This is a genomic window from Paraflavitalea devenefica, from assembly GCF_011759375.1.
Classification (GTDB): domain Bacteria; phylum Bacteroidota; class Bacteroidia; order Chitinophagales; family Chitinophagaceae; genus Paraflavitalea; species Paraflavitalea devenefica.
Window position 1 is genome coordinate 697,279 of record NZ_JAARML010000002.1, and the last position, 21,143, is coordinate 718,421.

Consider the following 21,143-nt stretch of genomic DNA (forward strand, 5'->3'; position numbering starts at 1 on the left):
ATTAGTTACCAGATACTCCTGAAACTACTAATAGTTAATTTTTTAATCGTGGTATTACCGGGCGATTGAATCCGGATATGCTTAAATGGCTCAGTCGGAAAGAACGTTTCCGTCATAACCGTTAAGCCACCATCTGCAAATAGTTCAAGGGAGCTGACATCTATGATCAGGGAACAATCCAGCTTGCCCGATGAGGTTAAGCGTGGCGCTACATGCCTTCCTGCAAAGTCTTTGTGAAAATCTGTCTTTCCCGATTTAGTCCGGTCAATAAAATACTGTTGTTGTTGTTCATCATACCCAATCACCACCTCTTCCCCTGCATCATTGGAAAGTAGGATCGAAAAACCCCTGAGCTGTTCCAGGTTCAGGTCAACACGGGCAGGCAAGGACACCTTTCCTGTTTTGGCAACTACATCAAAGGAGTTTTTTACGGGTATATTTTGAAGCGTGACCGGTTTCGACCGGATTTTATTGAGCTCCGCAACCGGCTCAGAAGCCACATACATTTCCTTACCTATCCGCTTTAGCTTTAATTCACGGGGAATGGTCATGGCATTTCGCCAGGTTTCGGTGGGCACCACATTAGCATATTGCCAGTTACTCATCCAGCCTAAAAACACTTTCCGGTTGCCCGTATTCGCCCAGCTAATACCAGCATATTCATCAGGCCCATAATCCAGCCACTTGGTAGTTGTATCAAAAGGCGTAAACTGCTTGCCGTCAAAAGCTCCCAGGAAATATTGGGTAGCAGAACCGCCATTGGGACCGCCGGGATTCAGGTTGACGATCAATACCCAAACCTGCTTTCCATGATCATTCAAGGTAAATAAGTCAGGACATTCCCATACGCCGCCATGGGCGCCCAGCTCTTTTCCAAACTCGCTTTCTTTGGTCCAGTTCTTCAGATCAGGAGAAGAATAAAAGGTGATATGGTCTTTGGTGGCCAATGTCATAACCCACTTTTTTTGTGGCTCATACCACATTACCTTGGGATCGCGGAAGTCGGTGATGCCGGGATTCTTCAATACCGGGTTACCGGCATACTTTGTCCAGGTTTTGCCATTATCAAGACTATAGGCAATACTTTGATGCTGGAAATTGTTCCTGCCTTCCTTTTCCCCTTTGGGATCGTGATGCGTAAAGATGGCTACCAATGGGACCTGCCCGTTTTTACCAAAACCCGATGTGTTGTTTTTGTCCACTACCGCACTGCCGGAAAAAATATAGCCCAGGCTATCGGGATACAGGGCAATAGGCTGTTCCTGCCAGTGGACCAGATCGGTACTGGTAGCATGTCCCCAGTGCATGGGCCCCCAGATAGTACTACCAGGATAATACTGGAAGAACAGGTGATAAATTCCGTTATGATACACCATTCCATTGGGATCATTGGTCCATTTTTCTTTAGGCGAGAAATGGACCTGTGGACGGTGCTTTTCACGATACAACTGTTGAGCATTGGAAGACTTTGCCAATACAGCGGATATAAAGATGGCTGCTACAAGAACCGATTTCTTTTTATTCATAAAACAAGTTTTTTTGAATGAAGGCAACAAGGTAGTTACCTCGTTGCCTCTGTGCCTTTATGCCTTGTTGCCTTTTCAATAACGCGGGTTTTGCGTATACAGCCCTTTGGTAAAGGTAATTTCAGATTGCGGGATCGGTAAATATTCATCCCTGCCGGCTGTAAATACGGCGGTGGATAAAAAAGTCCGCCTGTTCTTTTCAACCGCTATATAATTATTTAAAACCTGCGCGGCAATGCCCCATCTTACCAGGTCAAAAAATCGTTGTCCTTCGGTGGCAAATTCGAGTCGCCTTTCCCACTGCAAGGCAGTACGCGCGTAAGCCTGTGTCCAACCGGCGGCAGGATAAGGTTGAACGTTATAGTTGGAAGCAAAAGTGCCATCCAACTTCTTCAGCTTGCCAGTACTGGCTGCTGCCCTGGTCCTGATCTGGTTAATAAGTGGCAGGGCCTTATCTGGCTGCCCCAGCTCAATATAGGCTTCTGCCTGCATCAACAACACGTCATCATACCGCAGGATATCATAATTCTTGGCAACGCCCATAAAAGGACCGTTTTTGAAATAAGAGGAGCTGGTGGCCAGTTGCTGGTTACGCATCGTATGAAAATTGCCATACACACCGGGATCGCGTACCCAGCTATTGCTGAACAACTTGGTGTTATCATACTTGTACACATGTCCATCGATGCCTACGGTATGATCCAGCCGCACATCAACAGTAGCGGTGCTTAAATTGGCATTGCTGTTGTTGAACGTAGTAAAATTAGGGAGGCCGTTGGCATCGGTCGTATGGGCATTCACCAGGTTTTGGCTGGCAGCATGAAAGCCACAGCATCCATACTGGGGAGCGCCATGCGGATAATTTAAGCCATCCTCATAATTCAGCCTGCCGGCAGTGGTGCCATCGTTGATCGTAAACTGGATGGCAAACAGGGATTCCCGTCCGTTCTCTGTTTCAGGTAGAAAATTATCAGCAATATCAGCGCTTAAGGCATACTTTCCTGATGCAATAACAGACTGGCATAAAGCCACTACTTCCTGCAATCGTGTTTGATTAATATTGATCACCTGGTGGGTGGCATCCTGTTCATACGCCTGGAATAACCGCAGTTTGGCCAGGTAAGCCTGGGCGGCAAACTTATTCGGCCGGCCGATTTCCGTTTGTGTTTCCGGCAGGTTAGCCACGGCAAACTCCAGGTCGGCAGCAATCTTATTCCAGGATTCTTCCCAGGAAAGGCCATTCGACACCTTTAAAATGTCGTCTGAAGAAGCAGTCTCATCGAATAGAGGAATATTCTTGTACAGGATCTTCATGGTGAAATAGCTATGTGCCCTTAAAAACTTCAGTTCTGCCAGCCTGGATTTCTTTTGCGGGAAGTCGGCCTCTGACAAATTATTCACTGCACGCAGCGCTACATTGGCCCTGGAAACAGACTTAAACAAATTCTTCCAGGTACGGGAAACAAAAGCGTCCATAGTAGGGGTTACCAGGTTATAATGTTCCATGGCGTCTATTTCTCCCACATCACCGGTACCGCCGCCGCCTTTGTACGAATCGTCCGATCTTACACTGCCATAGGCCCACATACTGTATATCGGGCCGATCATATCGCCATTACCGATGGCGGCATAGGCAGCCGTCACCAGGCCCTCAACTGCAGTAGGGGAGGTCAGTGCGTCGGACGACAATACGCCGGTGGGTGTGTATTCTAATTGTCTTTTACAGGAGCCGTACAGCAATAGGCCTGAAACAATCAAAGCCGGTATATATATCTTTTTCATGTTGAATCTCATTTGATGATGAATTAAAAGGAGGCATTAATACCGAAGGTGAAAGTTTTCGGTACCGGAATGGGATCGAGGTCAATCCTTTCAGGATCGGGACTCTGATAGCTTTTGCTTTTAAACCAGAACAGGTTCTCGGCCATAGCATAAAAGCGTAACCCGGTAAAGATGGTTTTGGGTTTCATACTATACCCAAGCTGGATGTTACGCATCTTGAAATAAGAAGTGCTCACCATAAAATAATCCGAGGTGCGGCCTTCATTATTATTGTCTTTAAGCGTTAGGGCAGGTACGCTGGTATTGGTATGTTGAGGTGTCCAGCCGTTGAATACGCCAGGGCCTACATTTTCCCTGCTTTTCATCAGGTTATTGAAAACGGTATACACATCAAACCCTTCTCTGCCGGCTACACCGGAACCGAAAACAGACAGGTCGAACTTTTTATAAGTCAGGTCAATGCGTATACCATATTCAATGTCCGGAAGCGTGGTGCCTATCCAGGTCCTGTCAAGATCATTAATAACGCCATCGGTGTTGATGTCTGCATAACGGATCCTTCCGGGGCCTGCACCTATTTGTGTCGGAGCTTTATTGACTTCTTCCTGCGACTGAAAGAGGCCCATTGTTTTATAACCGAAAATATCAAACTGCGAATGGCCGATGATTGTGTTCACCAGATTGCCGGGGTAGGCGGGACGAACACTTTCGGGCAGTTCGGTTATCTTATCCCTGAAATGGGCAAAATTCAGTTTTACATCATAGCCCAGATCGCCCTTCTTTTCACCCTGGTAGCCTATGACCAGTTCCCATCCTTTATTGGTCTTGGAAGCGCCATTCACGGCTTTGGATTGACCTTCTCCCAACGCGGAAGCCACCGGTGGCGTGATCAGTATACCGGTGGTTTTCCGGGAGAAATAATCGAACGACCCATATATCCTGTTTTTATACAGCGTGAAATCAATACCTGCATTGATCTCATCGGTTGTCTCCCATTTAAGGTCCGGGTTGGCGGCCTGCGTTTGCACGAATCCTGAAGGTAAGGTGCCGGTATTAGCGCCCGACAAGGAGTAAGCTGTACCGATATTCATATACTGTTCCCAAAAGCCGCCCACCAATTGACTCAGCGCTGTACCATACCTGGTATCAAAGAGCCCAAAACGGGCCAGGTCGCCAATTTGCTGGTTCCCTACGCGGCCAATGCCGGCTCTTAATTTTAACTCAGAGAGAAAGTCCTGGGTCTGCATAAAACTTTCTTTGTCTACTCTCCAGCCTATAGAAGCTGCCGGGAAAACGCCAAAGCGGTTATTAGCCCCGAAACGGGAAGAGCCATCCCGGCGAAGGGTAACAGCAGCTAAATACTTGTCTGAAAAATTATAATCAATACGTCCAAACAGGGAGAACAGGCGATTACCGGTTGACCCACCCGATACATACGTATTACCGGTTCCTGCACTTAAAGTAAAATAGTCTTCTGTTTGAATGGCAAAGCCTTCTTTCTTGGTATTCTGAAAAGTAAGGTCCGTTCTGATATATTCAGTGCCTGCCAGGAACTTTAAACTATGTTCAGTATTGATATTCCAGCTATACCGTACGGTGTTGGAGAAAGTATAACTCAGGTACTTGTTCTGATCTAAAGTAAGGCTATTGGTAGTTCTGTTAAAAGCGCCTTCCCTGAATGTTGGCAGAATGGTTTTGTTCAGGTACGTAGCATAATCTGCACCAAGCGTTGATTTGAAAAACAGGTTTTTGACCGGCTGAATTTCAACGAACACACTGCCAAAGGAAGTGAGCCGGTTGGCATTATCCCACCTGGACAAATACTGCATGTGCAAAGGATTATTTCGGTCGGAGTAACCGCCTCCGGAGGCACCTGCAAACGTGGTACCGTCTTTTTGATATACAGGAATAGTAGGCGCCAAAGTAACTGCCAGGAAAGTAGTGGAGGCGCCACCGATATCCCGCGTAGTGAGTGTTTCATTGGAGTTGGCCACCCGTATATTCATGCCAAACGTAGCTTTATTGTCAAAAGCCCTCGTGATAGCATTGATACTACCACTCATGCGCTCGTACCCGGTATACCGCAACATACCGGTATTCTTAATATAACCCACATTGATTTCGAGCGATGAGTTTTTGTTGCCGGCAGAAGCGGTTAAACTGCTGTTGGTCACAAGCCCCGTTTTATACATTACGTCCTGCCAGTCGGTATTGCCGGCAGGCGTATTGGGATCGCCGCCTACTAAGGGCTTAACGGTTACGCTGTTTAAAACAGGGTTATCAAAATCATTGTTCCAGTTGAAATCATAGATCTCGCCATAGGCAGCAGCAGGGTCCTGCCTGTCGTTTACAGAAGCCTGCCATAAAGCCCTTCCCCTGTCCACCGCATTTAGCATCTTAAACCTGACCGGTTTCTCTGTCTGGGCCGAAAGGCTGGAATTAAACTGGATATTTACTTTCCCATTCGTATTACCCCCGTTTTTGGTCGTAACGATAATAACGCCGTTGGAGGCGCGGGAGCCATACACAGAAGCAGCGGAAGCATCTTTTAATACCTGCACCGAAGCGATCACCGCCGGGTCCAGGTTTTGAAATACCTCCGGTCTTGTGGTGGGTATCCCATCTATGACATACAGTGGATCATTAACGCCCAGCGTATTGGAGCCCCTGATCAGTATCCGGGAATTGCTGCCATTGGGAGAACCGCCATTCCTTTCAATATACAAACCGGCCACCCGCCCCTGCAGCGCCTGCATAGCGTTACCGGAGCTATTATTCTTTACGGGCGCCAGGTCTACCACGGCAACAGCGCCGGTCAGGTCTTTTTTCCGTTGTGATTGGTAGCCGATCACCACAAACTGTTCCAGTTCCTTCTCCGCTTCTTCTACTTCAACCGTTACGGGTTGCATAGCGCTGGTAACTTTCATGGTCACGGGTTTCATGCCCACATAAGTGATACTGAGCACATCGCCTGGAGCTGCTGCGATGGAAAACTTACCGGCCGCATCGGTCACTGCCTGTTTATGATTGGCTGAAACAGTGGCCCCTGCAAGGGGCGCCCGGTTGGTTTTATGCACCACCACACCGGTAATTGTTTTTTCCTGGGCAAGGACCATTACAGAAAACAGCAGTCCTGTAATAGCCATCAGCAATCGTTGCATAGTGTTAATTTTGGTTTTGGAAAGTGTTAGATAATAAAGAATGTCATACCTGCGTCTTCGAAAATTGGCTAAGTGTTGCGATCTCCCGGGTGTCATAATCAGGGCAGGCGCCGGGATAAGAAGCAATAAGGGCCCCCATCGCGCACGCGTAATCGAGCATTTCGGCAGGCGGGGCCCTGTCAATCAATTGGGAAAGAAAGGCTGCCAGGAAGGCGTCTCCGCTACCCACGGTGTCCGCCACTTGTACCTTATATCCTGCATGCTCATAAAAATCCCCGTTTAAACACAGTACTGCGCCATCTCCTCCCATGGTTACCACGATCGTGTTGATCAGGAAGCGTTCCTGTATCAGCTTTATCTTACCGGTTACAGTAGGTACAGGTGAATACCAGCCTGCTATCAATTCCAGTTCAGCCAGGTTCAGTTTTAATACATCTGTCTTTTGAAGTAACTGTTCAATGATGGGACGATTGAAATGTGGAGGACGCAAATTAATATCCAGCACTTTGGTAGTAGTGGTAGCCGATTCAAGCAGAGAGAACAAGGTATTCTTTGAGGCAGGACTCCTGCAAATTAAACTGCCAAACACCAGGTAATCTGTCTGCTGCATCAGGGCTGTATAAGAATCATCCCACGTAATAAAATCCCAGGCCGATGGGTATACGATATCATAAGCCATTTCGTGATGACCATTAGACCGGGCATACACCAGGCCGGTAGGATGTATGGGATCTATACTGAAATGATCAGTGCCAATGCCCCATTTTGAGAAAATATCCAACAGTTCCCTGCCATGGCTGTCGGCCCCTACTTTTGTGATCACTGAAATAGCCCGGTTTAACTTATGCAAATGGTAGGCTACATTCATAGGCGCTCCGCCTGGCAAAGCACCCGCAGGCAGAATATCCCAAAGGACCTCGCCATAACAAACGATCCGTTTGCCTGAAGTTGGTATACGCATACAAGCAATGGTTTTGATGAAGAATAATTAATGCAGTACCAGCGAGCGTTCTATCTGCTCCAGTGATTTACCTTTCGTTTCGGGCATCACCTTCCAGACAAAAACCAGTTGCAACACCATCATAATACTGAAGAATAAAAAGGTATTGCCGCCTCCCAGTTTTTCGGCCAGCATAGGAAAGGAAAAAGCAATGAGCGCAGCCATTACCCAATGGGTAAAACTTCCCAGCGTTTGGCCTTTTGCCCTCACCTGGTTGGGAAATATTTCAGCGATGAATACCCAAATAACAGCGCCCTGGCTGAAAGCAAAAAAGGCGATATACACCAGCAGGTAAATCGTAACTGCCCATCCACTGAAATTATTGGAGTAAAAAGCCTGTGCAACCAGCCCCAGTGTGGCGATCAATCCTATAGAACCAATCAGCATCAGCGTTTTTCTGCCTATCCTGTCTATAAAATTGATGGCGATAAGCGTAAAAATAAAATTGACAGCGCCGATACCCACTGTCGACAACAGGGAAGAAGTTCTCCCCAGGCCTGTCATTTCAAAAATGCGGGGGGCATAATAAATAATCGCATTGATGCCGGATACCTGGTTAAAAACTGCAAAAGCCACCGCCAGGAAAACAGGGAACCTGTATTTGCGGGAGAGCAACTGGCTGGCATTAGGGGAAGCGTTTTCCGGCGACTTATTGTTTATTATATTTTCTAACTCTGTTTCATAACCATCCGGGTTCACTATTTTTAGAATAGTGCTGGCCTCATCCAGTTTTCCTTTCTTCAGGATCAGCCATCTTGGACTTTCAGGTACCAGTTGCAGCAGGATCAGGAACAGTAATGAGGGGAAAGCCTGTACCCCCAGCATCCATCGCCAGGCGGTTTCTCCATCCTCCCCGATCAGGTAATTGGAGAAATAAGACAACAAAATGCCAAACACTACATTGAACTGGAATAGGGCAACTAGGCGGCCTCTTTTGGCAGCAGGGGCAATTTCTGAAATATAAACCGGCGCCGTTACGGAGGAAGCGCCCACACCCAGGCCACCCAGCAGCCGGAACAGTAAAAAGAAATGCCAGTCGGTGGCAAAAGCAGTGCCGAGGGAAGAAACCAGGTACAGGGCGGCAATGATCATTAAAGTGTTTCTTCTTCCCAGCCTGTCGGAAGGAATGCTGCCCGTTAAAGAACCAATAATAGTACCTATTAAAGCAATAGAAACAGTGAGGCCATGTTCGACAGGGTTTAAGGACCAGTATGCCTGGATGGACTGTTCTGCGCCGGAGATCACAGCCGTATCAAATCCAAATAAGAAGCCACCCAGGGCAACGACGATACTCCACAGGAATACTTTTCGCTGATTCATACAACAAGCAATTTTTTGTAAACATATCGTACCGGTCCCCGGAACGGGTAGTGATCCTGTTTCAAAAAATTGTAAGGCGTAAGAAATAACTGGTTATGTGCAATGGGTTGCTATTCAATCATAAGTACATATCTGTAAATTTGTATGGCGGGGCGGCTTTTAGAATTTGTAACCCGCTTTTTAGAAACTGTATCATGGAAGTGCTGCCGCACTGTGCAAAAAATACCAACCGGAATTTCATTGAGTTATATTTATGACAGAAGGAGATGATTTTCTTTACCTTGTATTGCCTGTCTATATAATATGGTACGATCATTAACGAAACGCTTGCTTCTTACACGACTGCCCGGCCCTTGTATTGCCCCATTGTTGGTTTCGGGCCTATTATTGCTGTTGCTTTTACCAGCCTGTACCGGCCAGAAGAAACAGGCCGCTTATACCATCGGGTTTTCGCAATGTATTGAATCGGATGCCTGGCGCAGGACCATGCTGGAAGGCATGAAAAAGGAGCTGGCTTTCCATCCGGGTGTACAGTTTATTTACCGGCAGGCAAACGGCAATAGTCAGCAACAGGAAGCGCAGGTGAAGGAATTACTGCAAAAGCATATTGACCTGCTCATCATCTCTCCCAATGAAGCAGCGCCGCTAACGCCGGTAGTGGAGGAGGCCTTCCGCAAGGGAATACCGGTCATTGTGGTCGACAGGAAAATAGCCACACCTTTATATACGGCCTATGTAGGCGGCGACAACTATGAGATCGGCAAAATGGCCGGCCAGTATGCCGTGAATTTGCTTAACGGCAAAGGAAAGATCATCGAAATAACTGGGTTGCCCAAATCATCACCTGCCATAGAACGGCGCCAGGGTTTTGCGGATGCGATCAAAAACTATCCCGGTCTGCAGATCATACGGCAGGTAAACGGGGAGTGGCTGCAGCAAACGGCCCAACAGGAACTTGCCAAAATAGCGCCGCAATACCCGGATGTAAATCTGGTCTTTGCGCACAATGATATGATGTCGCTGGGGACTTACGAAGTATATAAAAACAGCGGGCTGACAAAGCCCTATATCATTGGCGTGGATGGTTTGCCGGCTACGGGGATGAAATTTGTGGCGGGCAAAATGACCACCGCTACCATGTTATATCCCACCGGTGGCGAAGAAGCCATCAGGATAGCCATGAAAATCCTTAATAAGGAGAACGTTGCTAAGGAAAACCTCCTGCAGACCACGGTTATTGATTCTACCAATGTGCGCATCATGCAACTGCAGGCAGCCAAAACGGCCAGCCAGCAACAGCAGATAGAGCGGCAGCAATCCATGTTAAAAGAACAACAAAGGATCTATAACAACCAGCGCACCCTGGTTTACATCCTGGTACTGTCTCTGATCTTGTCGCTTATTCTAGGCGGATTGGCTTTCTATTCTTTACGGGAAAACAGGAAGATCAGTAAAAAACTGCAGGCGCAAAACCAGGAGATCCTCGACCACCAGGCGCAACTGGTAGCCATGTCGGAAAAAGCCAAAGCGGCCAATGAAGCCAAGGTCAACTTCTTTACCAACATATCACACGAATTCAGAACACCTTTAACACTTATACTTGGGCCAATGGAAGAATTACTGGCCAACAGTAAAAACAGCTATCATACCAACCAAACCCTTGGTTTAATACAGAAGAACGTTATACGGCTGTTGCGGCTGGTGAACCAACTGATGGATTTCAGGAAAATAGAAGTGGACAAAATGAAACTAAGGGCCGCTGAAACCGACCTGATCACTTTTACAGCCGAGATCATACAATCGTACAAAAGCATTGCACAAAAAAGGAATATCGACCTTCGCCTCATCACCAAAGAAAGACAACTGCTGGTATGGATGGATATAACCATGCTGGATAAAGTGATTTTTAATCTGTTGTCCAATGCATTCAAGTTTACCAAAGACAATGGATACGTACACATTTACATCAGTAAAAATGAGCCCGGCAGCCAGGCGATCATGAAAATTGAAGACAATGGGGTAGGCATGTCGAAAGATGCCATTGACCATGCTTTTGATGTATTTTACCAGGGCGAATATGAAAACTACAAAGGATCGGGTCTGGGCCTGGCCTTATCCAAAGAACTCATCGGATTACATAAAGGCACCATTACCGTATCGAGTGAAAAATGGAAGGGCACCAGGTTTGAAATAAGTCTGCCTTTGGGCAATGCCCATCTTGAAAAAGACGAAATGACGGAGTCTGTGCAGGAATCCAGCCAGGCAGTTTTATATGAGCACGAAAAAATATATACCGCTGATCTTAAAACTGAAACCTCTATAAAAACTGAAACAGAAGAATCACCGGCTGAAAAAACACATACGGTATTAATTATAGAAGACAATGCAGACCTACGGCAATTCCTGGTGAACAAATTAAGCGGTCAATATGAAATACTGGAAGCGGATAATGGTCAGTATGCCTTGCAACAGGCTTTCGACTATGTCCCCGACCTGATTATTTGCGATGTGGTGATTCCCGGGAAAGATGGCATGGCGCTTACTCATATCTTTAAAAATGATGTCCGCACTTCCCATATTCCGGTTGTGTTGTTAACTGCCAAAACAGCCATGGAGCAGCAGATCGAAGGCATGAAAAACAGGGCGGACGCCTACATTACAAAGCCCTTCAACGTATTGTTACTGCAGCAAACCATCAAAAGTCTGCTGGATAACAGGGCCAGGCTAAAAGAACACTTTACAGGGGAGCTGCCCACTGGTCTAAAAACCCAGACCATCAGCAAACCCGACAGGAAGTTCATCAATGAATTTTCGGCATTGGTGGAAAGTAACCTTTCCAATGAAGACTTTACAGTAGAGACCATTTGTAAGCACATAGGCATATCCAGGGTACAGTTATACAGGAAAGTAAAAGCTTTGCTAAATGTTAATGTGAATGATTATATCCTGAATACAAGATTGCAGAAAGCAAAATACTTTTTGAAGAATGAAGACACGCCTATTGGAGAAATAGCCAGTAAAACCGGCTTTTCTTCCTCGGCTTACTTCTCCAGTGTATTTAAAACAAAAGTGGGCATTACTCCAAAAGAGTATAGGGAAAAATAAATAGTACCTACGTCTTTAATTTTCTATTTTTGGCCTGCTAAATGAGGTGTCAGAAGCTGTAAGCATAGCTTCGCACAGTCTCACATTGATTGTAATTAATGAAATACTGAATGAGAGAGCAACTAGCTACTTTGATTAAACAATTAAAAGACAATTCAGGCACGTTTAAAGAGGTAATAGAATTTATTGAAACCTACTATCAACATCAGCCAACCGCCTTTAAAAATGGTGCGGCATACAATGAAGCCACCCAAAATCAGGGCAGTGCCAAAGTCTTTGCTTTCGCCCAATTCAATAACCTGAGCAAAGAAGATACCCTTTACCTATTTGCAGAGCACTATCAATCGGTATTAAACAATCCGGACGGCACCGATCACCAAAACATCCGGCAATTTATGACGCATGGCTGGCCGGGGATCGTTTTTGAAGGGCAGGCCATGCTGGAGAAATAGTTCAGCCCAACACTAACATTACGATGATCCATATGCTCCATGGTAATGAATAGGCTTCTTTCCAAGAAGGTAAAAATACCAGTGATCTATAGTAGGTGTAAGTTGGTGAGTTTTAAGGTAACTGATAAGGTGCAATGTCAGGTAATTGGGTTGCCGCTTTATTCTTCAAATTCCTTATTCAGATAAGGATTAAACTCCTCTACCGGACGGGGCAGAAAATAGCCTTTGATTAAATCGGTATTTAATACGCATATTTCTATGTGCAGACGATCGGTAAAATTGGCGCCATCGTAGATGGGACCTCCTTCCTGAAAAGGGCTACGAATGGTATCATATCGGGGAACTCCTTTGTTTTTATTAGATTGATGCACAAATTTGATCACTGCACAATCCAACTGCCGATTAGCACCTTTGTTAACTGGCATTATTTCGTCGCTTTCACGCACGGTTGCTAACAAATTTACATGGGCTTCTTTGACGATGTTAATGGAATTGGGCTCAATCAAATTTAAGCAGTTGCCTAACTCAATAATGGCCCCAATCACAAAAGGCGTTTTTATTTTACCACTAAACTTCTGACTCTTCCGGGCGGCCTCTACAGCATATGTTAACGCACGATGAGGATTTTGCTCCCAAAAGTACACACCAGGTCCTAACCAATCCCAAGGATTGTCACTAAGCCTTAGTTCATCGGAACCGTTTAGCAAGCGTAAACCTAAATCCCGATCACAACTATGAAAGCCGGTAATTTGAAAGGGTTGATGATAAGCCAAAGGAATTTATTTCTTTGTTCCTGCCGCTTTTTCTTTTTTCTCTTCTTTAATGATGCCGGCATCAATCAGAAATTGCCGGGCAGACTCTTTGGTCTTGCGTGCTTCGGCAGAAGCTTGCCGAATGACTTCTATTTGTTGTTGAATGGTGATTTGAGTCATGACTAAGACTATAATGGTAAATAAGTTGCGATTGAATGCATTTCAAATGTACAATGTGGCGACGTGGGGCGAGTTATCAATTATCCACTACGCCGGGATAACCTTTTTAAAAATTGATTATCAATCATATAGCTTCATGCTACACTTGAATATTCAACAAAATTACAACAAATGGTAAGACATCAGAATTTGCAGAACACTATCAATCGGTATTAAATAACCCGGATGGTACTGATCACCAAAACATCAGGCAGTTTATGGCGCATGGCTGGCCGGGAGTGGTTTTTGAGGGGAAAGCCTTGCTGGAAAAGTAGCTCCGCAACTTTTATATTACCAGTTGCGAAACCCTTTTTCCCGATTCCGTAACCGTTATAGGCATGTGGCGCGCAATTTTGCGCCAAATAAAGATATATGCGGTCCAAGGTATTGGCTATGATGCTATTATTGTTTCTGTTAAGTATAGTAAATCCCCTTTTGGCGACGGAAGGCCCCGGGGGTAGTATAAAAGGTAAGATACTTACTGCAGATGGTAAGCCGGCTACATCGGTTACTATACAGATAAAAGAAAATAAGAAAGCAACAATGACCGATGAAAACGGATTGTTTACTTTCAAAAAACTGCTTCCCGGCAAATATACTCTGCAGGTTACCCTCGTAGGCTATAGGTCTGAAGAAAAAACAGTAGAAATCATAAAGGATGAAACGCAGACGATAGAGCTGAACATCCAGGTATCGGATAATGAACTGCAGGAAGTAGTTGTGTCGGCTGGTGCCAATAAATTTGGCCGCAAGGAAAGTGACTATGTGGCGAGACTGCCCCTTAAGAACCTGGAGAACCCACAAGTATATAATGTAGTAGGTAAAGCGCTGATCGAAGAGCAGGTAATAACCACCATGGATGACGCGCTGAAAAATGCACCCGGTGTGAACAGGCTGTGGTCTTCTACAGGCCGCCCTGGCGATGGTGCGAGCTTCTTTTCCATGCGTGGCTTTTCTGTACAGCCTACCATGATCAATGGTGTGCCGGGTTTGACCAACGGCGGCATCGATCCGGCCAATATTGAAAGGATCGAGAGCATCAAAGGACCCTCCGGCACCCTGTTTGGCAGCAGCCTGATCTCCTTTGGCGGTTTGCTCAACATCGTCACCAAAAAGCCTTACGAACACTTTGGCGGAGAGGTAAGCTATATCACCGGAGGCTTTGGGCTTAGCCGCATCACGGCCGACATCAATACCCCACTCGACAAGGATAAAAATGCCTTGTTGCGTGTAAATGCTGCTTATCATAACGAAGGCAGTTTCCAGGATGCCGGCTTTAAAAAATCCTTTTTCATTGCGCCTTCGTTCTCTTATAGAGTAAACGACAAGCTTTCATTCCTGGTGAATACCGAGTTCTATACCAGCGAAGCGACCAATACCCTGATGGTGTTCCTGAACAGGAGCCGGCAGTTGATCGCCAGAACACCTAAGGAGCTGAACATGGATTTCAACAGGTCGTATACCAGCAATGATATCACTTATAAGAACCCTACGATGAACCTGTTCGGCCAGATGAACTACAAGATCTCCGACAAGTGGACGTCACAGACCAACCTCTCCAGGAGTGTACGCAAAAGTGATGGGTACTATTCTTATGTGATGTTCCTGGATGGTAACCCTAACTCCCCGCCTGCAACCCTTCCTGCCAACGATACGTTGATCTCCCGCTTTGTATATTACCAAAACTCGGTAACTACTACTACTGACCTTCAGCAAAACTTTATTGGTGATTTCTATATCGGCCAGTTCCGGAACAGGGTCGTGGCAGGTATTGATGTCATGCAAATACAGGCAGTAAACGACAACTCTGCCTATGCCCTGTTCGACTATGTGAATGTGACAAGGAACAATGATCCACGCTATGGTCAGTTGACACGCGCAGCGGTAGATGCCAAACTGGCTGTTACGCCTGGCGCTACCAAAGTAGGCACCAATACCTATACCTACAGCGCTTATGTATCTGATGTATTCAATATTACCCCACAGTTGACTGCCATGGCCAGTCTGCGTTTCGACTATTTCGATACCAAGCCCAGCGTCAACTACAATACCGGTGCTAAATCCGGTAAATACGATCAGAAAGCCCTTTCCCCCAAGTTTGGAATGAACTACCAGGTATTGGATGACAAGTTGAGTGTATTTGCCAACTATATGAATGGTTTCCGCAACGTAGCGCCCGTAGCTGCTAACCAGGCCGCCAACTACCCGGTGAACCTGGAGCCACAACAGGCTAACCAATACGAAGCAGGGGTGAAGACCGACCTTTTCAACCACAAACTTACCCTTACTGCCAGCTACTATAATATTGAAGTGACTAATATTACCCGTTCTATCAGTGTAGACGATCCGAACAGTACCGATCCTGCCAAAATGTTGAATGTAACCATTCAGGATGGTAACCAAAGAAGCCGTGGTGTGGAAGTTGACCTCGTAGCCAACCCGCTTCCCGGTTTGAACATCGTGGCCGGTTATGCATACAATGACAGCAAAATATTAAATGCAGCCCCGGCAACCAAAGACAGAAGGCCCAATACGGCCGGTCCTTCTTCCCTGGCCAATGCATGGATCAGCTATACTTTCAGGTCTGGTAAGCTGCAGGGCTTTGGAGCAGGCGTGGGTGGCAACTATGCCGGCGAGAACATCATTACCAGTACGCTCGCCACGGGCGATTTCACACTGCCTTCTTACACAGTGGTGAATGCAACCCTCTTTTATAATGCCAGCAAATTCCGCATTGCCCTCAAGGCCGATAACATTGCCGACAAAGAATACTTTGGAGGTTGGACTACTGTTGAAAAACAAATGCCCAGAAGATTTTCGGGCAGTGTAGCATTCAGGTTCTAAGCTACAGGCATGGTTAACGAAAACAAAAAAGCCCCTGCAAACCAGGGGCTTTATCTCTTGGAGTTGGGGAGACTGGAGGGCAGTGAACCTTTTAATCTTTTACTCTTCTTCGCTCAGCCCGCTTTTTTGCCAAATCGCTGTTAACGGTAGGGTTTTCAATTTCAAAGCATTTCGACAATCTGAATATTGTTTCCGCAAGTGTCATTAAAAACAGCAATTTTCACTGTTCCCATTTCAGTTGGTTTTACACTGAACTCAACTCCAAGGCCTACAAGTCGCTCATATTCTTGCTGAACGTTGTCAGCATTGAATTGTGTGTAAGGAATTCCTGCGTCAAAAAGTGCTTTTTGATACGTTTTGGCTGGTTCAAAATGGTTGGGTACTGGTTCCAACAAAACTTCTGGCCCATCTTGCTCTTCTTTGCTTACCACAGTTAACCATCTGCTGTCTTCGCTTAATGGCACATCTACTTTTTTCACAAACCCTAATTTCTTCGTGTAGAACTGTAATGCTTTTTCCTGGTCCTGGACTGGAATACTAATTATTTTTACTTTCATTTTTCAAATTTTTAAATGAATGCTGCAAAGTTTCACAATTAGCATTAAACCGACTTTGCGAAAGTTGCTCTTTTTTGAAATTCAGTCGGCGTCAGTCCTACACGGGATTTAAACAATGTGCTAAACGAGCTGGGGCTTTCAAATCCAATAGCGAAACAAGTTTCTGTTACATTCGTTCCTTTGTTCAGAAGTTCTTTTGCTTTTTCAATCCGTTTATCTGTAAGATACTGTTTTGGTGTTTGTCCATAGTACCTTCTAAACAGTCGAAGCAAGTGAAATTTTGAGGTAAACCGGATATGCGAAAGCATGTCTAAATTCAATTCTTTATCAAAGTTATTGTTTATGTAATGGCGTGTTCCAATTACTGTTTCAATCTGTCCCTGGTTGGAATAGCAGATACTCCTTATTCGATCTATTTCACTTTGATAAAATGTCATATCTGTGTCTTTGTTAACATTACCACTAACACTTAAATATACGCCGTTAACCGGTCTTGATCTAAAAATAAGCATTTTATGAAACTGCTTAACAGCAAAATGGTGAAGGTTATTATCAACATCAGCCAACAGCCTTTAAAAATGGTGAGGCACATAATGAGGCAACGCAAAATCAGGGAAGTGCTAAAGTTTTTCAGTATTTGAAGGGAATCATTATTTATTCACCAAGGCTTATGAACGTTCGGGTTACAGTACTCCTAAGTAATCATTTGTAAATACTACCAAAAAGGCAGCTCTTTTACGAACTGCCTTTAATTTTTTTAACACTTTCCTATAGCACCAATTCAAGCAATGGGGGCAAGTGAATTTCTACCGCCGGCTATCATTTGATAAACACGGTATCTGTAGAATGCATAACTCCATTAGATATTTTAGCTTCACGTCCGAGAATAACGGCACCCCCAATATTTACAGCACCATTTTTCACCTCTACTATTAATTCGTTACCATTTATTGTTTTCAATCTATCGCCATCTTTCAGATCTTTGAAAGGGACCTTTCCGGTCACGATATGATTATTCAGGAGATCGGTAAGTTTCAGTTTATTTTTCGGCTCCAGGAGATCCCTCATGAACCCTTCTTCCAGTTTTTCAAAAGCAAGATCGGAAGGAGCAAAAAAAGTGAAAGGCCCCGTACTGCTCAGTAACTGGTCCAGGTCTGAAGAATGCACACCTTTCTTTAACGTTTTCAGGTTTTTATCCGTGTTAACAACCTGTGTGATATTTGACATATTATTGATTTACCTGCCGGTAGTATAACCGGCAACAGCAAAAGGTACGCTTAATAAGTCCAAATACAGATAATATTTAACTATTTGCCGCCCGGCCGGGCAACCAGTATCAGACCAACCTGGTCCTTAGCTGCATGGTCTTCAGCTACCGGGGCAACCTGAATGAACGCGGATATTTTAGTACAACGCTCTCCCATAAACAGATCACACGATTCGCCCCTTAAAATGTGTGAATGATGTAATTCTTTTCGATAATTGTGTAATGTATTTCTGAATTTAATAACCAATCTTTATATAGCAGAATCTTACACATACTGCCACAAAGAATAAATCTCATTTACAATGAAAGCAATTAAGGTTAATAAATTTGCAAGAAGTGTTTTTTCTATCGTTACAGTACTATTCATTACTTTATCTCTTCAGTCATGTGCAAGTAAAATGTTATTCTCGAATTCGTCAGTCGTGCCTGGTGCAGAAGGTTCGGTAAAAGTTAAAAAAGATAAAAATAACAATTACAGCATTGATTTAACTGTTATGCATTTGGCAGATCCTAAAAGGCTTGATCCGCCAAAAGAAACTTACATAGTTTGGATGGAAACGGGAGAGACCGGAACAAAAAACATCGGACAGCTAAAAACTTCAAGTAGTTTACTATCCAAAACGCTTAAGAGTTCATTAAAAACAGTAGCTACCGCTAAGCCTACCGGTTTTTTTATTACAGCTGAAGATAAGGCTGATATTCAATACCCTGCCGGGCAAGTGGTGCTTAAAACTGTTTCTTTTTGATAAGTGATGCTTAGTAAATATTATTATTATAATCGCTGTTTACCTGAATAATATCTGGTTCTTTTACGTAACTGTTATTGTATCTGAAACGCAGGTTGCTTGCAAGTGTGAGTTTGAACGCATTGTGTTGTAGTGATTTTCGTGGAAAATACATGAACCGCAATTCTACTGTGCCAAATAATATATTCTCGTTGCGCGCCCGTATCCCCCCGCCTAAACCAAAATAAAAGCCCGAATGTGAAAAGTTATTCTTTTCAGGTGTGAAGAGTGCAAAATCGGCAGTTGCAAACGGTGCAAACTTAAACCCCAACAATTTGTATTTTATAAAAAAGAATGTTTCTGTGTGCACACTCGAACGCTGGTGTCCGCTTGCCGAATCAAAAGAAATATATTGAAGTCCAAATACATTATTAATCCCAAGAGGTTCGAGACCAATGCGGTTAAATTGCTTCGTATAACTAAATCTCAGATAATGGCGTATTTTTAAGTTTCTGTAGCTAAAAATACGGCTGAAGATACTGGCACCCATTAAAATGGTTGCATCCTGAATTTTTCTTCTGTTTAAAAAAGTGCCCGCTCGTAAAAAGTATTGCCTCACATATCCTCTGTCTGTTACAGCATACAGATTGGCATCAACTCCGGTATAAAGCCTTTCCATGTGCAATTGTTTATACCAGCCTGTAGTTAAAGCAATATTATAACCATAAGGAACATCTTCTGTGATACCAAAACCAAAAACGTAATTGGTTTTATAAAAGTTTTGCCTGAAAAAAGTGAACTGAGCCAGTATGGCTTCCCGGTCATTGAACCTGAAATTGAATCCGTCGTTTACCTGGTGAGGAACCCGGTTAAACCTGTTTCTAAAATAACGAATGCTGATGAATTGCCTGCTTAGTATAGTTTTCAGGAAAAGGAATCTACGCACACCCAGGTTATACCCAAACCATGCATCATAGGTATCGTAATGATAATAATAAAACAGGCTATCAGGCTTTAAATAATTATTATAAGTTTGGCTATGAGCAAGCTTTATAGCACCTGCAACATGCAGGTATTGTGATACCAAGGGCCTTTCGATAGCTACATACCAGGTGTGTTCATCTGAAGTGCCATCGTGCAGATCGGAGTTGATCTTTGAATAGCCAATAGTTGTATTAATAAATGTATTGCCGAGTCCATTTTTTTTGTATAGTATTTCATAGCCAAAATGCGGATTGCGTTTTTTGTCGAACAATGCTGTAAACTGAACTTTTTGTGCCGTGCCCATTATATTGGCATCCCCAATTCTTCCTTTAAACCGGTCTTTGGTAGCGTGGCTGAGGTGAAATGTAATGCTAAGGAAGTCTTTGGTTACAACCATCAAATCGATGGAATCAGGTTCATTCGCAATCGTATCTACCAATATACGTGCATCATGTATATAGTCCAATGAACGAAGATGCCGCTCATTGTCTGCCACTAAATTAGCATTGAGTGCAGTCTTTTCTTTAATGAAAAGATTATTGCGAATTACCTTTTCTCTTGTGACTTTATGGAGGTGCTTTATAAAATCTTTACCGAAATAACTGATTTCTTTTGCCGTATCTGTAAATGGTTTGTCAAACCCGAATTCTTTGATCAGTATATGTCTGATGCCTTTACCCTGGTGAGGTAGAAACGGCCATTCATTTTTACTGATGAGCACACCCGGTTGCATGGATGAATCCACATTGCGTCGTGATATTACATTAAGGAGGAACTGCGAAAAGGTTTTATTTTTTTGGGGTAAGTCGTGTCCGGTAGAGTCGTTTATTTGAGCATACACACAACAATAAGGAAGCAATGCAAAACAGAAAGCAATGCAAACGCAAACAATATTTTTCGCCGTAAACATATTCAGTGGCGTTTCCTTCTCAGGCAACCTACCTGAAAAACAAAGCCCGACCTTTTGAATTGATTTTCAAAAAGTCGGGCCTGGCGTGGAGTCGAGGGGACTCGAACCCCTGTCCAAACATATCCTTCAAAAGCTTTCTACATGCTTATTTGATTATTATTTGTCGGGAACAGGCAGGAAATCAACAAACCAACCTGGTCCTTAGCTGAATGGTCTTAAGCTACCGGCACAGCCTTCGGCAGCAGCAATCTGTGTTTGTTTTGAGTCGGCGGCGGGGCATGGTAACAGACCAACCGGCCCGGCGGCCCTAATGACTATCTAATCACTGATTAGGCAGCCATGGCATACTGTGTATTGCCATTTGAGTTTTGAATATTCAGATTTACGTGCTAATTATCCAACGCACGACATGCTTATACTTTCAAAGATCTACGCTGTCAAAACCAATACGACCCCAAATAATTGTCGGTGCTGTTTTCTGTAACCGGTTGATTATCAGTAATGCTCTTCGCATAACCTGCTTTCCCCGGCCAACAGAC

At 44.4% G+C, this 21,143-nt stretch carries 16 protein-coding genes, 1 other RNA gene and 1 pseudogene; 6 read left to right on the forward strand and 12 right to left on the reverse strand.

Going from position 1 to position 21,143, the window contains the following annotated elements; genetic code table 11:
• Positions 1-5 precede the first annotated feature (5 nt).
• The 5 genes from HB364_RS12460 to HB364_RS12480 form a co-directional block, all read right to left on the reverse strand.
• Complete coding sequence (locus tag HB364_RS12460) at positions 6-1,526, reverse strand: glycoside hydrolase family 32 protein (RefSeq protein ID WP_167288307.1); 1,521 nt, start codon at positions 1,524-1,526, stop codon at positions 6-8.
• Positions 1,527-1,601: 75 nt separating this feature from the next.
• Positions 1,602-3,308, reverse strand: a complete 1,707-nt coding sequence (locus HB364_RS12465) for a RagB/SusD family nutrient uptake outer membrane protein (protein ID WP_167288308.1) — start codon at positions 3,306-3,308, stop codon at positions 1,602-1,604.
• A gap of 23 nt (positions 3,309-3,331) precedes the next feature.
• The gene (locus HB364_RS12470; RefSeq protein WP_167288309.1) at positions 3,332-6,469 is read right to left on the reverse strand and encodes a SusC/RagA family TonB-linked outer membrane protein; all 3,138 of its coding nucleotides are present in this window, start codon (positions 6,467-6,469) and stop codon (positions 3,332-3,334) included.
• Between the two features lie 43 nt (positions 6,470-6,512).
• A complete protein-coding gene (locus tag HB364_RS12475) occupies positions 6,513-7,430 on the reverse strand; it encodes a carbohydrate kinase family protein (RefSeq protein ID WP_167288310.1) in 918 nt (305 codons plus the stop codon).
• A gap of 27 nt (positions 7,431-7,457) precedes the next feature.
• Complete coding sequence (locus HB364_RS12480; RefSeq protein ID WP_167288311.1) at positions 7,458-8,789, reverse strand: sugar porter family MFS transporter; 1,332 nt, start codon at positions 8,787-8,789, stop codon at positions 7,458-7,460.
• Positions 8,790-9,092: 303 nt separating this feature from the next.
• Between HB364_RS12480 and HB364_RS12485 the strand changes: the two genes are divergently transcribed.
• Both HB364_RS12485 and HB364_RS12490 read left to right on the forward strand, forming a co-directional pair.
• On the forward strand, positions 9,093-11,894 hold the full coding sequence (locus tag HB364_RS12485) for a hybrid sensor histidine kinase/response regulator transcription factor (RefSeq protein WP_167288312.1): 2,802 nt from the start codon (positions 9,093-9,095) through the stop codon (positions 11,892-11,894).
• Between the two features lie 110 nt (positions 11,895-12,004).
• On the forward strand, positions 12,005-12,346 hold the full coding sequence (locus tag HB364_RS12490; protein WP_167288313.1) for a HopJ type III effector protein: 342 nt from the start codon (positions 12,005-12,007) through the stop codon (positions 12,344-12,346).
• Positions 12,347-12,504: 158 nt separating this feature from the next.
• Here HB364_RS12490 and HB364_RS12495 read toward each other — a convergent pair whose 3' ends face one another.
• Both HB364_RS12495 and HB364_RS12500 read right to left on the reverse strand, forming a co-directional pair.
• The gene (locus tag HB364_RS12495; RefSeq protein WP_167288314.1) at positions 12,505-13,119 is read right to left on the reverse strand and encodes a hypothetical protein; all 615 of its coding nucleotides are present in this window, start codon (positions 13,117-13,119) and stop codon (positions 12,505-12,507) included.
• Between the two features lie 6 nt (positions 13,120-13,125).
• The gene (locus HB364_RS12500; protein WP_167288315.1) at positions 13,126-13,278 is read right to left on the reverse strand and encodes a hypothetical protein; all 153 of its coding nucleotides are present in this window, start codon (positions 13,276-13,278) and stop codon (positions 13,126-13,128) included.
• A gap of 161 nt (positions 13,279-13,439) precedes the next feature.
• Here HB364_RS12500 and HB364_RS12505 point away from each other — a divergent pair, with 161 nt between their 5' ends.
• Entirely contained in the window at positions 13,440-13,592 is a 153-nt protein-coding gene (locus tag HB364_RS12505) for a HopJ type III effector protein (RefSeq protein ID WP_317170712.1), read from the forward strand.
• Between the two features lie 160 nt (positions 13,593-13,752).
• Positions 13,753-16,161: a TonB-dependent receptor gene (locus HB364_RS12510; RefSeq protein ID WP_246228478.1), complete on the forward strand. Its 2,409-nt coding sequence runs from the start codon at positions 13,753-13,755 to the stop codon at positions 16,159-16,161.
• A gap of 161 nt (positions 16,162-16,322) precedes the next feature.
• On the opposite strand, the gene HB364_RS12515 is transcribed toward HB364_RS12510, so the two are convergent.
• Together HB364_RS12515 and HB364_RS12520 are read right to left on the reverse strand one after the other, a co-directional pair.
• Positions 16,323-16,718: a VOC family protein gene (locus tag HB364_RS12515; RefSeq protein ID WP_167288317.1), complete on the reverse strand. Its 396-nt coding sequence runs from the start codon at positions 16,716-16,718 to the stop codon at positions 16,323-16,325.
• Positions 16,719-16,762: 44 nt separating this feature from the next.
• Complete coding sequence (locus HB364_RS12520; RefSeq protein ID WP_167288318.1) at positions 16,763-17,284, reverse strand: helix-turn-helix domain-containing protein; 522 nt, start codon at positions 17,282-17,284, stop codon at positions 16,763-16,765.
• A 23-nt stretch (positions 17,285-17,307) separates the two neighbouring features.
• Here HB364_RS12520 and HB364_RS12525 point away from each other — a divergent pair.
• Positions 17,308-17,430 (forward strand): annotated as a pseudogene (locus tag HB364_RS12525) (hypothetical protein); the annotation flags it as partial.
• A 107-nt stretch (positions 17,431-17,537) separates the two neighbouring features.
• Here the strand turns inward: HB364_RS12525 and HB364_RS12530 are convergent.
• The gene (locus HB364_RS12530; RefSeq protein ID WP_167288319.1) at positions 17,538-17,945 is read right to left on the reverse strand and encodes a fasciclin domain-containing protein; all 408 of its coding nucleotides are present in this window, start codon (positions 17,943-17,945) and stop codon (positions 17,538-17,540) included.
• Positions 17,946-18,287: 342 nt separating this feature from the next.
• On the opposite strand from HB364_RS12530, the gene HB364_RS12535 reads away from it, so the two are divergent.
• Positions 18,288-18,731, forward strand: coding sequence for a hypothetical protein (locus HB364_RS12535; protein ID WP_208419940.1), 444 nt, complete (start codon positions 18,288-18,290; stop codon positions 18,729-18,731).
• A gap of 10 nt (positions 18,732-18,741) precedes the next feature.
• Here the strand turns inward: HB364_RS12535 and HB364_RS12540 are convergent, their stop codons facing one another.
• Complete coding sequence (locus tag HB364_RS12540; RefSeq protein WP_317170697.1) at positions 18,742-20,439, reverse strand: BamA/TamA family outer membrane protein; 1,698 nt, start codon at positions 20,437-20,439, stop codon at positions 18,742-18,744.
• Between the two features lie 248 nt (positions 20,440-20,687).
• Positions 20,688-21,060, reverse strand: a transfer-messenger RNA (tmRNA) gene (gene ssrA / locus HB364_RS12545).
• Positions 21,061-21,143: the final 83 nt, after the last annotated feature.